8 protein-coding genes are annotated in these 16192 nt (G+C 42.2%); 4 read left to right on the forward strand and 4 right to left on the reverse strand.

What is annotated here, in order from left to right:
- Positions 1-44: 44 nt before the first annotated feature.
- Complete coding sequence (locus tag B9A52_RS09300) at positions 45-1367, forward strand: aminotransferase class I/II-fold pyridoxal phosphate-dependent enzyme (RefSeq protein WP_084120049.1); 1323 nt, start codon at positions 45-47, stop codon at positions 1365-1367.
- A gap of 26 nt (positions 1368-1393) precedes the next feature.
- Here B9A52_RS09300 and B9A52_RS09305 read toward each other — a convergent pair whose 3' ends face one another.
- The 4 genes from B9A52_RS09305 to B9A52_RS09320 form a co-directional block, all read right to left on the reverse strand.
- Positions 1394-2179 carry a 3-keto-disaccharide hydrolase gene (locus tag B9A52_RS09305; protein WP_084120051.1) on the reverse strand — a complete coding sequence of 262 codons (786 nt, stop codon included), beginning with the start codon at positions 2177-2179 and terminating at the stop codon, positions 1394-1396.
- 389 nt (positions 2180-2568) lie between these two features.
- Positions 2569-5211: a c-type cytochrome gene (locus tag B9A52_RS09310; RefSeq protein ID WP_084120053.1), complete on the reverse strand. Its 2643-nt coding sequence runs from the start codon at positions 5209-5211 to the stop codon at positions 2569-2571.
- Between the two features lie 138 nt (positions 5212-5349).
- Entirely contained in the window at positions 5350-6777 is a 1428-nt protein-coding gene (locus B9A52_RS09315) for a DUF1501 domain-containing protein (RefSeq protein WP_084120055.1), read from the reverse strand.
- A gap of 3 nt (positions 6778-6780) precedes the next feature.
- Positions 6781-9156 (reverse strand): PSD1 and planctomycete cytochrome C domain-containing protein, encoded by a 2376-nt coding sequence (locus tag B9A52_RS09320; protein ID WP_084120057.1) that lies wholly within the window; start codon positions 9154-9156, stop codon positions 6781-6783.
- Between the two features lie 348 nt (positions 9157-9504).
- Between B9A52_RS09320 and B9A52_RS09325 the strand changes: the two genes are divergently transcribed.
- The 3 genes from B9A52_RS09325 to B9A52_RS09335 all read left to right on the forward strand — a co-directional run bounded on the left by B9A52_RS09325 (position 9505) and on the right by B9A52_RS09335 (position 16066).
- Positions 9505-12606 (forward strand): PVC-type heme-binding CxxCH protein, encoded by a 3102-nt coding sequence (locus tag B9A52_RS09325; protein WP_394334891.1) that lies wholly within the window; start codon positions 9505-9507, stop codon positions 12604-12606.
- Between the two features lie 248 nt (positions 12607-12854).
- Entirely contained in the window at positions 12855-13310 is a 456-nt protein-coding gene (locus B9A52_RS09330; protein WP_084120059.1) for a nuclear transport factor 2 family protein, read from the forward strand.
- Positions 13311-13333: 23 nt separating this feature from the next.
- Entirely contained in the window at positions 13334-16066 is a 2733-nt protein-coding gene (locus B9A52_RS09335; protein WP_084123450.1) for a DUF6797 domain-containing protein, read from the forward strand.
- Positions 16067-16192 lie beyond the last annotated feature (126 nt).

The following is a 16192-nucleotide window of genomic DNA, read 5'->3' on the forward strand; positions in this document are numbered from 1 at the left end:
CAGCTTCAGTACGGAGCTGGCTTTTTTTATTACTTTTATCATCAATGCATAAAGACAATCACCTATCGGCCCGAGGGATTTCTGCTGCTGCAAAGCCCTCAAGAATGGATTTGGAAATCTATCAGGAAGCCATGGATAACCGTTACCATCCCGATCGGAATCCAGATGGAGCTTTTCCAATGAATGTGGCGGAAAATCACCTCTGTTGGGAAATACTTCAGGAAAAAATTCAATCCATTACCAAAACAAAAAACATCCCTGATTGGGTATCAAGTTATGGTGATCCTATAGGAGTATTATCCTTTCGTGAAGCTACCGCTAGGTTTTTATCGAAATTTTTGATCCATCGGGAAATATCAGCAGACACTTTGGCCTTTTCCGCAGGGGCAACCTCTGTTATTGAAATGACTACCTTTTTATTGGCCGATCATGGGGATATCGCTGTGATACCTGCGCCAAGTTATCCGGTTTATACCGCTGATATAGGAGTGATTCCAGGAGTAAGGCGATATGATTTACAAACCCATACTGAAATTGATGAACTGAAAGATGGGATACCCATATCCATTGATCAATTGGAAAAAGCCAAAAAAGAGATTGAAACCATGGGAAGCAGGTTCAGGATGCTGATTTTAACTTCTCCTGATAATCCCACGGGAGGCATCTATTCCGAGTCCCAGCTTAGTCAGTTGGCTGACTGGTGCATCGAAAATGAAATCCACCTGATTGTCAATGAAATTTATGGTTTGTCCCCAATAAATATCAATCAACCTGAAATCAAATCTGATTACCCCGATCCCATAAGGTTTGTATCCTTTGGGCAATTGATGGTCCAAAGGAAAAATCCTTATCTTCACTTTTGGTATTCTTTTTCCAAAGACTTGGGCATTTCAGGATTTAGGATAGGTCTGTTACATTCCTACAATCAGGATCTGATCAATGGCTACCGAAATGCAGGACTTTCCCATTCTGTTTCCAATTATACCCAATGGGTTTTGCAGGAGGTTTTGGAAGATCTTGATTTTATGGAAAAGTATATTTCCACCAACCAAAAGGCTCTGACAGAGTCCTATGTGAAAGTAGTGAGTTGCTTAAGGGAACTTCATATCCCATTTAATCCCTCCTACGGTAGTCTGTTTGTTTGGATGGATATGTCAGCATTCCTTTCGGAAAATTCCGATCATGGCCAAGAGCAATTGTGGTTGGAAATTTTTGAAAAAACAGGGATTCTCTTGACTCCCGGGAATGGATTTGGACATTCGAAAAAAGGATTGTTCAGAATGGTGATATCAAGTTTGAATCATCAAGCTTTGGGGGTAGCGATGAATCGGTTGAAAGGATTTGTCTTACAAAAGAGAAATTATTGATATCCTCAAATCCTCAATCCTGCTCATTAATTCTCTTTTAGAAAGATATTTCTAAACTCTACCTTCATCGGAGGTCCCACGTGAACCTGAACACCCAAAAGACCTTTTGAACTTCGATTGATTGGGTCATTATCCACTACTTCACTCATCAATACTCCATTTACAAAATGTTGCAGTACATTCTCTTTGATAATGAGGTGCATACTGTTCCAATCTTCTGCCTGAATCAGATTTTTCAAGGAATCCCTATCGCCTAGATTCTCAACAACCAATAAGCCTTTCCAAGCATTTCTTTCTACATGATCCCTCAATTCTCCGGGTGGGTCCTGAGGTTGAATCTCAGTCTTTTGACCCCGATAGGCTAATGTGGTCCGTTTCCTTTCTTCGTAATTCTGACCGGTATAGGAATTTTTTCCATCAATATCAGCTTGGTATCCCCTCAGAGCGTAAGGCAGTTCTTGAAATCTTTCGCTTCTGTAGTTGATGCCTGAATTTCCGCTTTCACTGATTTTGAATTCAAGTTTCAGTTCAAAGTCAGCAAGTTCACCGCCTTCCCAAATCAAAAAGGTATTGTTATTCAAGATGGTTTCAGGAGTTATTTCCCCGGTGAGTATGCCATTTTCCACGCGCCAATAAACAGTATCGCCTTCCCAGCCATCAAGACTTTGGCCATTGAAAATTGAAATGAACCCTTCATGTCCATCAACTTCAATGATTTCAATATTCCCTTCTTTAGTTGAGTTTGTAGAGCAGCCTAAGGAAGCAATTAGGATAATTGATGATATGATTAGATTTAGCTGTATAATCTTCATGTAGTTTTTATAAATCGTGAAATGTTATCAATAATTGAATTTTACTTGTCACTCTCTCTTCTCCTTTGACAACGGGACACACAGAAAGTACCTATCACCTTCCATTGACAGAATTCCGGAGCGTCATGCTGAACGTAGAGAAGCATCTCATGGGGATCAGAAAACGGTTAATATAATCATAAATAGGACTGCTGGAGATCCTTCGTACCTCAGGATGACGCCCATCTTGATGTCATTACCCTTTCTGTAAATGCCAATTTTCTCCACTCAGGATGACGTAAATCGGAGCTACCATCACCCTGACGTTGGAAGGGTCTCACGAGGATCAGTAAATGATAGAATTAACATAAATAGAACCTCTGGGGATCCCTCGTGCCTCGGGTGCCAGATTATTGATACACCTCATGATTTGGATTGCCTCCGGAAATCAGGTAAGCCATCAAATCCTTTAATTCTTCCTCGTTCAGCCTATTGATCAAACCGGGCATCATGACAGATATATCGGATATTTTCTTCCTTGTCACATCCTTCTTATAGATTTCCCGGATTGTCTGCGGATCAAATGGATTTTGGGAAATGTAATATTTCTCTTTGTCTTCATTGGTCAGTTTGCCCAATACCGAACTGCCATCAGCCAGATAGAATATAGTCGCTGCATATTGATCGCTGATGACTGCATTGGGGTGGATGGTGGATTCCAGGATGTCTTTCGGAGAAAATCTGGTACCCAATTGGGTCAAGTCGGGTCCGACAATTCCACCTTCGCCCTGCATGGTATGGCAGGATAGGCATAAAGTGGCCGCATACATCCCTTTGCCTTTTACTAAATCCCTTCCTTTGAGGTCATCCATCAATGCCAAAGCCTCATCCACCTTCCAGTTTTTACCCGGTCCTTGTGGTTGAATATCAGAAACCATCAAATCATTCCCACTTCCTGTCAATATAGAAGCTCCCGAAAGCTCATTGTAATACTCGAACTTATCGGCGCTGACGTGTGTCAAGGCCATTTTTCTTGCGCGATCAATAAAACCAATATAACTTCTTCCGCCCTTGTATTTGAAAGCATCATGGATCCAGTTGAAATATTCCTCTCTCAGTTCAGGTGTCCAGCCGACTTTTGCATTTCCAAGAACCGTTGCAAAATAGGATTGCTGGGCCGGCGGTACATTGGCCAACATGTCCGCGATATCCAGTCCATATTGTGGATTTCTCAAAATCAAATCCGAAGAAGACGTGAAAGTCTTTTGGAAATCGGCATCATCTTTGGCCCCTTTCAATAAAGTCAATGTTTTCTCCACAGACGCAGGAGCATCCAAATGCACCAAAACCTTACTCAACAGCCTGTCAACATAATTGTTATTGGCCGGGAAATTTGGATCCAGGTAATTTACAATTTCGTTTCTTAAGTCATTTGAAGGCATACCTTGTCTGAAAAGACTCAATTCGATCGCTCTGACCAAATTCACTTTTTCGGTAGCATTCAATTGGTTAAAATCAATTGTCATTAAGGCATCTAAAATTTTTGGCTGAAGGTATTTGTCGCCATGCCTTGTGAGTGCAATCATAGATTGGATGAGGGTTTTAGGATCTTTTTCTGTCAAAGCCTTGCTTTCCCATTCCTTTACAGGTTGATGCTCAAGGGCAATTCTAGCAGCATATTGAACAAATCTATCCTCATGTTTCAGATAAGGCCATAGGAAATCCACAGCTCCTGCCTTTGGTCCACCTGTATGGAATTCTTCTAATTTTCTTCTGATCTGATGTGCTTCAGGTAGTTCAGTTTTAGTGCTTTTTTGATCAACTTCTCCATCGTAATAAATTCTATAGACATCAGATTGAAGTCTTCTTCCTCCTGTCATAAAATACATAGCACCATCAGGACCTATGGCCCCATCAGTCAGCGGGAGGGGAGAACCTGAAATAAATTCTTCAGCTGTGGCAGAATATGTTGCGCCGGAAGGTTCCAAAAACACAGCATAAATAATCCCAAAACTCCAGTCAAAAGCAAAAAGTGCTTTTCGGTATTTCTCAGGAAAATTTGATCCTGTACCGAACATGACATTGGTGGGAGAACCTTGGCCTATATTTAAAGTGGCAGGTAAATTGTCAGGATAAACAGGTGACCATTTTTGATTTCCTGTTCTCCAGCCAAATTCACTGCCACTGGTGACATGACATATTCTGGTTGGTCGGTACCATGGCATACCAAAATCCCATTCCATATCGGAATCATAGGTAAAAAGATCCCCTGCTTCATTGAAAGCGATGTCATAGGCATTCCTGAATCCGGCACTGATCAATTCCCAATTATTACCTTCAGGATCAATTTTGGCAATCCATCCTCCTGGTGACATCCTGTTGTTGGCATGACCTCGGGGGTCTTTGATGACCGGAAATAGATTGTCTTCATCCCAAACTCTTGGCAATCTGTACGAATCCATTTCAGGAACATCAATATGGTTACCTACCACAATATAAATGGATTGTTTGTCGGGAGATAAAATCATGCTGTGGGGTCCATGTTCGCCCGGATCTCCTTTCAATGATTTGATCAAAGTGATTTTGTCATATTGGTCGTCTCCTGTAGTATCCTGAATTCTGTATAATCCCGTTCCCTTGTCAAAAGCATCGTTTGGGTTATGATTGACCATGACATAAAGACTGTTGAAAGCATACAATACTCCTTGCGCATAACCCATCCCGATTGCTCCTTCCGATCCAATGATGAGTTTTTCAACCTTTGGAGTGAGGTCTTCGGAACCTATTGGGGGTATTTCCAGCCTGTAAAGTGCTCCATACTGATCCGTAGCAATCATTCTTCCTTTGTCATCGAAGGTTATTCCTACCCAAGATCCTTGCTCGTTTTCACCCGGACTATAGATATGCTCAGCCTTAAACCCGGAAATCAATTTTAATTTCTCCAATTTTGGGTGTAGCGGTTCGGTTTTCTCTTCACTTTTTCCACAGGATAATACCAGACAAACCGTAAGGATGAGAATCAGAGGTTTGCCAATTGAAAGTTTTGTGAACATGTTTTTTGGATTTAATGGGTTTTATGATTTCAGTGGTTTGAATTAAATTCTTTGGTAAAAGGACTTTCAAGTTAAGTTAAATAGAAGTGATTAGAAAACCATTCATAGGCTATATTACCCAATTATGGGATTTTAGCATTATACCAACAACTCCAATTCTGCTTTGCCGTGTCCATCAGGAGTCGTATAAAACGGTCTTTTTTCGATTTCATAGTTTGTGTCGGGTGATATGCCCAAGGCATGGTAAATCGTTTGGTGAATACTATCAATTTTAATGGGCTTTTCCACTGTCTTACAGGGTCTTTCATCTGCCGTTCTGCCGTATACATGGCCTCTTTTTACCCCACCACCAAACATTAAAATGGAACAACCATCGGTGAAATGCCTGTGCATGCCATAATTTTTCATATCCTCGATAATGTCAGGAACCTCTACCTGATCCAATACTTTGAGTTCAGGCCTTCCTTCCGTCAGCATGTCTCTGCTGAATTCGCTTGCTACTATGACCAAGGTGCGGTCTAATCTACCACTTTCATCCAGATCCCGGATCAAGCGGGCTATTGGAGCATCGATCATTTTTTTCATGTCCTTCAATCGGGTATGCCCATTGTCATGGGTGTCCCAGCCAAAGAAAGGTTCGTATTCAGTAGTCACACTGATAAATCTTGCTCCTTGATCCACCAGCCTTTTGGCCAAAAGACAGCCAAGGCCAAATTTCCCTGTATTGTAACTGTCATAGCTTTCCTTGGCTTCCAAACTGAGGTCAAAGGCTTTGGCTTCCGGGGAATTCAGCAACATATAAGCTTGTTCCATGGATCTTTTGAGGGACTCTTTTTGATAGTCACTGCCAAATTCTCCCAAAGCACTTTCCTGGACCAGATTTTCATAGAGTTGGTTCCTTGCCTCAAACCTGCTGGTGGACATTCCCACAGGAGGTCTGACACTTTCCAGTCCCGTACTGGGATCAGGAATCAAAAACGGTCCAAATTCACTCCCCAAAAACCCGGCGCTATGGAAGGCTTTCAGTTCTTCACCTTCACCTACTGTAAATCTTTGGCCAATATTTATGAATGGGGGAATAACCGGATTGAGCGGTCCCAATTCCTTGGCTATCCAAGAACCGATATGGGGGACCACCACTGATTGCGGAGGTTCATAGCAGGTGTGCCAATGATATTGGTGCCGGGTATGCAGGATATGCCCCAAGTCTGCGGCAACATAAGATCTGATCAAAGTGCCTTTGTCCATGATTTTCCCTATAGACTCCAATCCTTCAGAAAAATGAATGCCATCCAAAGCCGTGGGGAATGAAGGAAAAGTACTCAAGACCTCTTTTGATTCCATCCCTTTTCTGAAAGGGGTATATTTCTTGGGGTCAAAGGTTTCGGTATGGGCCATTCCACCGGCCATAAACAATAATATGACTGTATCTGCTGAAGCGGGGATAGATATTCTGGTATTGCAGGAAGAAAACAGACCTGCGATAGGTGAACCCAATCCCATAGTTGCGATGGTGGCTGCACTTGTTTTTTTAAGAAAATCCCTTCTGTTCAGGTTGTTTTTCATGGTTCAGTAAATTAACTGGAATTCAGGAAGTAATAAAACCGCCCAAAATAAATCCTGTATTTTATCTGTTTCCGGTTGATCCCCCAATGCCGCTTTGGCTATCTGAAATTCTTTTTGGCTTGGTTTTCTGTTTAAGGTTTGGACAAAAACCTCTTGGATAATCACATCGCTTGATGGGTATTTTTCTTTCCATAACTCAGCCCCTTTATAAAGGACATCATTGAGCTTTTCTCCGTTTGTCAGTTCAAGGGATTGGAGCAGATTGGCCTGGGAGTCCCTGCTTGTGGACACAATCTCCCTATTGGGTCTGCCCATGGCAGTCAGAAAACTGTTGTTGGCTACCAAAGAAGCTCTGGCAAAATCAATTGTTGGTTTCTGTTCCGTCAGCAGCTGGTTAGGTTTATACTTCAATTCTTTTTCATCAAACACAGGATAGAAAATCCGGCTGATGGCATCTGAAAACTGTTCCGCTGTCAACCTCCTCCTGACCATACCGGTGAATTTATAATCTTCTGAAAAAAGAAGATCCGGACTTTTTACGCCAATGGAACCGGACTGGTATATTCTGGATGAGGCTATCAAATAAATCAGCTCTTTGAGGTCGTAATTTCTGTCCACAAATTCTGAGGCCAGCCAATCCAACAAATCCTGACTCCAAGGTTCATTGTCCATTTCATCAACAGGTTCCACCATGCCTCTGCCCATCATTTGTTTCCAAATCCTGTTGACTATTGTCCGGTACATGCGGCCGTTGGCAGGTTGTACCAGGTATTCGGATAATTGCTGAAGTTTTTCAGAACGTGTGGCAGTACTGTCAATTTCTCCCAATTCTTCCCAGAGGATTTTGGTTCCTGCCATTTTTCCGGTAGGGATTTCACAACGGCTGACTTCCAAAGTACTGTCCGCAAAAACATTGGCAAAAGCATATGCTTCCTCCAATTTCCAATCTGAGATAAAACTGTCATGGCAGGAAGCGCATTTGAGGTTCAGTCCTAAAATTACCTGGCCGACATTTTGGGCAGCCTGCATTTCTGTCCTTTGACTGGCATTGACTGTTCCCCGCCACCTGATGCCTTCTATAAAGCCTTTGGATTCATCCGTAGGGTTCAATAGTTCCTTGACAAATTGGTGGTAAGGTTTGTTTTCCTGGAGAGACTTATAAAGCCAATCGGTGATGTTGTACCGGCCATTGGTGATATATCCTGTGCCTGTGTAGTCATTCCTCAGGTTATCATTCCAAAATGTCAGCCAATGCTGGGCATAGTCATCTTGGCGGTCCAAGAGATTTCTAAGCCAAATATCTCTTTTGTCGGGTCTTTCATCCGCATAGAAAAGTTCCAGCTCCGAAGGCGATGGTACCAATCCCACCACATCCAAATATACTCTTCGAAGATAAGTCCTGTCATCCACAGCTTGCTGCCAAGAGATTCCGTTTTCTCTGAAATACAGGTCCACCCATAAGTCAATAGGGTTTTCCAAACCTTCACTGGATTTTGGGAGAATGGGTTTACGGGGTTCCATTTTGGCAACCCGGTATATGCTTGGATTTTCTGCTTCATCAGGCCACGGCGCGCCTTGATCAATCCAAAAACCTAAAAGTGCTATTTCGTCTTTACTCAGGAGTTTTCCTTTTGAAGGCATTACATCTTTGTGGTTTTTTGGCAAAGTAATCCTCCTGATGATCTCGCTGGAAGAGGAGTTTCCAACTTGGAGAATTTCTCCGGATTCTCCCCCTTTGAAAACAGCTTCTTTGGAATCCAGTCTTAAATCTGCTTCTACTTTGGCACCGCTATGGCATTTGTAGCAGTTATGGGCCAAAATGGTTCTGACCTCACCGATCAGTTGGATTTCCTTTTCAGGACTTAATCCGGCAGAGATATCTCCATATCCGGTCAAGTCAAAACTAGGGGTCTGATAATTATTGGATGATTCCCAAGGGAATGTTTCAGTCAGATAATTTTCTCCATGTGTAAGAGAAGCGCCAAGATGGCCCGTAATTATTACTGACAAAGAAGTCAGGAATAGGGAAGCCCTAAACCATTTGATAAACCGTTGCTGCTTGATAGAAAGTTGCAGGAAAACAAGGATCAGCACACTTCCAACTCCCGTTAAAATTCCTGTCAATCTATGGCGATCCAGCAAATCTCCAGAAATATCCTCATTGCCAGCAAGCAATAATCCCAAACCAACAGCAAGAAGGCCACTGATTACTCCTGCTTTCAGCATGAGATTAATCCCTGGTTTTAATTTGGAATCCGGCTTTCCAATTGTCCATAATTCGAGAATCGCCGCAAAAAGTATCAAGCTAATGGGGAAATGGACTATCATAGGATGTAGTCTTCCCAAAAACTGCCAAATCCATAAAGATTCTGAAACCATTTGAAAATTTAAGTGAATTTTATTGAATAGTCCAACTATAATTTTCCCTTGTTTCTATGAAAAAAGTATCCTGTACTGTACGGTGTTTTGTTCACCAAATAATCTTTTTACCGATAGGCATTTTCTGATTTGCTAATTCATTTTCCTGTTTATACCTTTTAAAGATTTCCAAACAGGATAATGCAGGACAGCATATACTTATTAAATAAGAATATTCGGCATTAGAATTTTGGGCCAAATTGAACCGATACCCATCGTTCATTCTACTTATACCTTATGAAAACAATATATCCCACAGGAATCAGACTCAAGAGCATCATCAGGATGACAATAATATTTTTGATTTCGATGACTGCATTTCAATGTAGCCAAGATCAATCTTTGGAGTTCCAAAAAGGTGCACACATCATGTTGGTAGGAAATAATCTGGGCTCACGGATGTTGGAATATGGGACATTTGAAACAGAAATGCATGTCAGGTATCCTGATAGTCTGTTGTATATCCGAAATATGGCTGATGCAGGTAATACTCCCGGTTTCAGACCGCATTCAGGAAGGGTGTCTCCTTGGGCATTTCCCGGGGCTGAGGATTTTCAGACGGAACTGGCAAATAATTCCAATTCTGAAGGACATTTTGAAAATCCGGATGAATGGTTAAGCAGGCATGAAGCAGATATTATTTTGGCATTTTTTGGCTACAATGAATCTTTTAAGGGAAAAGAGGGGCTGGATAATTACAAGGCCGAGTTGGATGCTTTTATCAAACATACCCTTGGCCAACAATATAATGGGAAGTCTTCGCCCAAGCTTGCGATTATTTCACCTATAGCATTTGAGGACCTTTCCGGTCTAAGGGATTTGCCAAATGGCAAAAAGGAAAATGAGAGTCTTGCGCTCTATACCAAGGCCATGAAGGAGGTTTCAGAAAAAAACCAAGTACTTTTTGTGGATGCCTTTGAACCTTCCAAAAAATGGTATGATTCCTCCGATGAACCTTTGACCATTGATGGTTCCCAATTGAATGAGGAGGGTTATGAAAAATTAGCGGTGTTATTGGCAGATAAAGTTTTTGGGAAAGAAAAACCAAAAGCTGAACAACATCGGGAATTGATCCATGAAATGGTCATGGAAAAAAACTGGATGTGGCACAACGATTACAAATCCCCCAATGGGGTACATGTGTATGGAAGAAGGTACAATCCATTTGGGCCGGACAATTATCCCTTTGAGTTGGAAAAAATCCGACAAATGACTGCAAACAGGGATGAAGCCATTTGGAAAGCGGCAAAAGGTGAGAAAATGGACCTCGTTGCTGCTGACAAAAATACAAGAGAGCTTCCCCCTGTTCAGACCAATTTCAACCCCCAACAAAATGGTAGTTTGGAATATCTTTATGGAGAAGATGCCTTAAACACATTGGCGGTTCCGGAAGGTTACAAAATTGATCTTTTTGCTTCTGAAGTGGAATTTCCCGATTTGGCAAATCCTGTTCAGATGAGTTTTGACAACAAAGGAAGGCTTTGGGTGGCCACATGCCCGAGTTACCCGCATTACAAACCCGGAGACAATAAACCAGATGATAAAATCATCATTTTGGAAGATACTGATGGTGATGGAAAAGCAGACAAACAGACGATTTTTGCCGATGGGCTTCATTTGCCGATGGGCTTTGAAATTGCTCCGGAAGGGGTGTATGTATCCCAAGGTACAAACCTAAAAATCCTGATTGACACCAATGGAGATGATAAAGCAGATAAAGTTGAAATCCTTTTGAGCGGCTTTGATGACCACGATACCCACCATGTGATTTCAGCTTTTGCTGCAGATCCTTCTGGGGCGATTTATATGGGCGAGGGCGTATTTTTGCATACCAATGTGGAAACATCCTATGGTCCTGTCAGGGCTACTAATGGGGGTTTTTATAGATTCAATCCATCCAGAAGTCATTTGGAAAGAACCGCTCAATTGGCCATTCCCAATCCATGGGGTATAGCTTTTGATGATTGGGGACAGAATTTCTTTGCCGAAACTTCAGGTCCGGATGTGAGGTGGATGATGCCGGGATCTGTGTTTCCAAGATATGGCGAAGCTACCCATAAATCCCAAAATCTGATAGAAGAATCCCAAAGAGTCCGACCGACTTCAGGATTGGAATTTGTATCCAGCAGACATTTTCCAGATGAGGTGCAAGGGGATATGTTGATTGCCAATACCATTGGATTTTTGGGGATGAAGCAACACCAAATGATTGAAGAAGGAACGGGTTTCACCACTAAGTTCAGACATGATATTGTAAAAGGAACTGACAGGAATTTCAGACCCGTAGACATGGAATTTGCACCAGATGGATCTTTGTATTTTATCGATTGGCACAATGTCCTGATCGGCCACATGCAACACAATGCGCGCGATCCGCTTCGTGACCACGTGCATGGAAGAGTCTACAGAATCACTTATCCATCCAGACCATTGGTGACTCCGGCAAAAATCGATGGAGCAAGCATCTCTGAATTATTGGATAACTTGAAGCTACCTGAATTCAGGGCCAGGTACAGAACAAGGAGAGAATTGAGGGGGAGGAATGTGGATGAAGTCACTTCAGCTGTCAAAACCTGGGCCGCGAGTTTGGATAAAAACGATTCCAAGTACGAACATTACTTAACAGAAGCATTATGGGTAACCTGGGGATTGAATAAGGTGGATCAAGAGTTACTCAAGCAATTGCTGAAGGCCAAAGATTACCGGGCAAGGGCAGCAGCAGTAAGGGTCTTGAGGTATATGGGTCATCAGGTCAAGGACCAGGATAAACTATTGATGGAAGCGGTGAAAGATGAACATGGCAGGGTAAGATTGGAAGCCATAGTGGCTGCATCATGGTTGCCTCGAGATAAAGGATTACCTGTTTTGGCTGAGGCGGAGAAAATGCCTTTAGATGATTGGATGGTCCATGCCCATGAAGCAGCAGTTGCACATATCAACGACTTATCTGTCAGAGAGAAAAAAGAAGAAGACATCAAATCCAATCTCTCTGGAGGTGATCTGGAACTGTTCAACATGGGCAAAGAGATCTATAGCAGGGACGGTTACTGTAGCACCTGTCATCAGCCCGATGGCAGGGGACTTTCCGCCTCTTTGTTCCCACCTATTGTTGGCACGCCTTGGGTTTTGGGCAGCGAGGAACGCTTGATCAAACTGGTCCTTAAAGGGTTGTTAGGTCCAATAGAAGTATTGGGAAGAGAATATCCAGGACAAGTTCCGATGACTCCTTATGAAGGCATGCTCAATGACAATGAAATTGCCGCAGTCCTGACTTATGTGAGAAACTCTTTTGGCAACCAAGCCTCCCCCATCCGGACCGAAAAGGTGAAAGAGGTTCGGGCTTCAGTGGCAGATAGGAAAGGGTTCTATTCTCCAGCAGAATTGCTAAAGGAACATCCTATGGAGAAGTGAGTTTGAAGGATGAAGGAGGAGGTTTATTAGAGCCAAGAACCAAGAGCCAAGAAACAAGAAGAGGAATGAGTTGAGAGAAGGCCTTTCCTTGTCACTTCGACGTCAGGTCTAGTCCGCCGTGGCGGAAGAAGTCTATTACTCTGGAATTAAGGTAAAGACTCATTGACGATGGATAAGAATCTAGAATCAAGAAAGACATTAAAAAAGATAATATGATTTCCGTATTTCTGAACGAGCTTTAAAAAACCATGAAAAAAACAATCTCAACATCTTTCTTCCTTTTCGTACTGGCATTGACATCTATGGCACAAACCCAAAACCATCAAAAACTTTTGGAACTGGACCTTGGATGGGAAAAGGCACAATTGGAGTCAAACGTGGAATTTTTGGAGAATCTGCTGGCAAAAGATTTTGTTTGGGTACACAATCATGCCAGCTTGATTGATGGTAAGGATGCAGTAATTTCTAAGGCAAATCGGATTCAAAATGGTCAGGCTGATAATACCAAGGGGAGGGTTTCCCGTGATCAAACTGTGGTGATTTTGGGAAAAACGGGTGTAGTAAGCGGATTTACAGTGGTGGACAGGGGCCCAAGCCCAACAACCTATCACTTCATGAGGACTTATGTGAAAAAGAAAGGAAAGTATGTGCTATTGGCCAATCATACGATGGCGATACCAGATGAGGAATTGAAAGGGAAATGAAATTTTCTTCTCTAATAAAAAAAATGAATAGCATCAGATCAATCTTGTATTTACCCTTTTTTCTCCTTTTGATTTTAGCTTGTAATCAAGGCGATAGAAGTGAGAATACCGAATCCCATGCTATTGGAGGATTTATTCTGTCAGAATCAGACCTTCCGGAATTTGAAAAAAACCTGGATCATAAAAGATTGATTGAAGCTTGGGGCGACAGACATGGAGAATCCCTCAGGACAGGAGAACATATCTACAACAATATTTGCTTCAATTGTCACGGGAATCATGAACAGGAGGGCTCTCTTCCCACTGCTTTTAAATTCTGGAAAGACACATTTAAAGTAGGCAGTGATCCTTTTTCCATCTACCAAACATTGACTAGAGGTTACGGTTCCATGCCGCCACAGGTCAATTTGACACCCGTGGAAAAATACGATCTCATTCATTATATCCGTGAGACATTTTTATTGGAAAAGAATCCGGATCAATATTTCAATCTGGATTCAGCTTATTTGGCCAGCTTGCCAAGTGGCGGAAATATTGGACCTGCCCCAAAGGAATTCAAGCCTTGGGCAGAAATGGATTATGGTAATTTTTTGATCAATACCTATGAAATGGCAGGTTTGACTACCCCGCCAAGGGAAAGATCTTCCGGACCCGCTCCATTGCCCGATGAAAATCTCATAGATGCCAATTTTGCTTACAAAGGAATTGCAGTCAGATTAGATCAAGGGAGGGGCGGTGTAGCAGCCGGTAATGCATGGATGATGTTTGACCATGACTTAATGCGGGTTGCTGGGGCTTGGACAGGGGAGGGCTTTATTGATTGGGAGGCAATTTTGTTCAATGAAAAACACAATATCTCCCCTAGGACAATAGGTGATCTCCATTTTGAAAATCCAGTAGTTCCAGCTTGGGCCAACCCAAATACAGACAGTTTTGATGATCCGAGGTTTACAGCCAGAGACAAAAGGAAATTTGGGCCATTGCCCAGAGATTGGGCACATTACAAGGGGCTTTATCAATATGGCGATCGAGTGATTATTTCCTACACAGTGGGCAATGCGAAAATACTGGAAACATTTGGGCTGGAAACAGTAGAAAATCAACTGGTGTTCACACGGACTTTCAACATTTACCCTTCTGATAAATCCTTGAAAATGAGAATTGCCCCTTCAGGAACAGCGGTTGCTATATTGGGAGAAGGAGCCATTTTAAAAGATCAGGATGGGTTTATCGTCATGGAACTTGTTTCCTCTCAATCTTTAAAAATCAAATTACTGATCGCTAAACCGGGGATCAATGGGTTAGCACAATATGCCAAATCATCCAGCCCACCAGAAGATTTGAACTCATTCATCAAAGGAGGTCCTGCAAGATATTCTCAAAAATTAATCACCGAAATCCAAATGGGGGAGCAAGAAGGTCCTTTTCAGGTGGATATCATGAATCCGCCTTTTGACAGTCCATGGAAGAATCAGTTCAGATTGAGTGGTCTTGACTTTTTCAAGAACCCCAACAAGGGAGTAATCTGTTCTACAGATGGAGACGTTTGGTTGGTCGAAGGGTTTACAAAAAATTCAGGAAAACTCACCTGGCAGCGGATTGCTTCCGGTTTGTTTCAACCTTTGGGAATCAAAGTTGTCAATGAAGAAATATTTGTCACTTGTAGAGATCAGCTCGTCCGTTTGCATGATTTCAATGGAGACATGGAAACTGATTTTTATGAAAGCTTCAACAATGACCATCAGGTTACCGATCACTTTCATGAATTTGCCATGGGCCTTCAAACTGATAAAGAGGGCAATTTCTATTACGCCAAGAGTGCAAGGCATGCCAGAGAGGCATTGGTGCCACAACACGGAACCTTAATGAAGGTCAGCAAAGACGGCTCGAAGTCTGAAATTATTGCCAAGGGATTCAGGGCAGCCAATGGAGTCTGTATCAATCCCGATGGCACTTTTATAGTGACAGACCAAGAGGGACATTGGAATCCCATGAACCGCATCAATTGGGTCAAGGAAGGCGGATTCTATGGTAATATGTTCGGTTTTAACCCACCTACTGACAGTACTGACACAGGCATGGAGCAGCCTTTGGTATGGGTGGAAAGGGAAAGAGATCAATCTCCTTCCGAACTCTTGTGGGTGGACAGTAAAAAGTGGGGAGAATTGAACGGGCAGCTTTTGAATTTTTCCTACGGTTACGGAAAAGTATTTGTAGTGCCATTTGAAAAAATAGGAGAACAAGTACAGGGCGGGATATTTGAACTTCCTATTCCGAGATTTTCGACTGGAGTAATGCGCGGACGTTTCAATCCAGGAGATGGGCAGTTGTATTTGTGTGGCTTATCTGCTTGGGGATCTACACAACCGCAATTGGGAGGTCTTTATAGGATCAGGGTTACTGAAAAACCCATGAATATCCCAAAAGGCTTGCAGATCAGAAAAGACGGTATAGAATTGACTTTTACTGATAAATTGGAAACAAACAGTGTGGAGGATATCAATAACTATACTATCAAAACCTGGGATTTATTGAGGTCCAGAAAGTACGGATCAAAACACTATAATGAACAAACACTGGAAGTAACAAATGCAGTCTTAAGCAAAGACAAAAAATCAATCTTGCTAACGATCCCGAATATTAAACCTACTTGGGTAATGGAGATTGATTTCCATCTAAAGAGTGAGAAAGGGGAAAAGGTAGAGGGACTGATTCAGAATACCATTCATCAATTAGGAGAAAATCCTTTGAATTGAATTAAAATCAATTCTTACAGATAGGGATGATAATAAGTTGGATACAGAGATTTGTCTTTTCGATTTTTTTTTGGTGGGGATGGTTTGTTGAATTGTATGGAAAATGAATAGTGGCTAAAAATGATC

This window comes from Aquiflexum balticum DSM 16537 (assembly GCF_900176595.1).
Classification (GTDB): Bacteria; Bacteroidota; Bacteroidia; order Cytophagales; family Cyclobacteriaceae; genus Aquiflexum; species Aquiflexum balticum.

What these genes read in the sequence shown, in the direction of transcription:
- B9A52_RS09300 (WP_084120049.1), top strand. Translation starts at nt 45, where the DNA reads ATGCATAAAGACAATCACCTATCGGCCCGAGGGATTTCTGCTGCTGCA.
- B9A52_RS09305 (WP_084120051.1), bottom strand. Translation starts at nt 2,179, where the DNA reads ATGAAGATTATACAGCTAAATCTAATCATATCATCAATTATCCTAATT.
- B9A52_RS09310 (WP_084120053.1), bottom strand. Translation starts at nt 5,211, where the DNA reads ATGTTCACAAAACTTTCAATTGGCAAACCTCTGATTCTCATCCTTACG.
- B9A52_RS09315 (WP_084120055.1), bottom strand. Translation starts at nt 6,777, where the DNA reads ATGAAAAACAACCTGAACAGAAGGGATTTTCTTAAAAAAACAAGTGCA.
- B9A52_RS09320 (WP_084120057.1), bottom strand. Translation starts at nt 9,156, where the DNA reads ATGGTTTCAGAATCTTTATGGATTTGGCAGTTTTTGGGAAGACTACAT.
- B9A52_RS09325 (WP_394334891.1), top strand. Translation starts at nt 9,505, where the DNA reads ATGACTGCATTTCAATGTAGCCAAGATCAATCTTTGGAGTTCCAAAAA.
- B9A52_RS09330 (WP_084120059.1), top strand. Translation starts at nt 12,855, where the DNA reads ATGAAAAAAACAATCTCAACATCTTTCTTCCTTTTCGTACTGGCATTG.
- B9A52_RS09335 (WP_084123450.1), top strand. Translation starts at nt 13,334, where the DNA reads ATGAATAGCATCAGATCAATCTTGTATTTACCCTTTTTTCTCCTTTTG.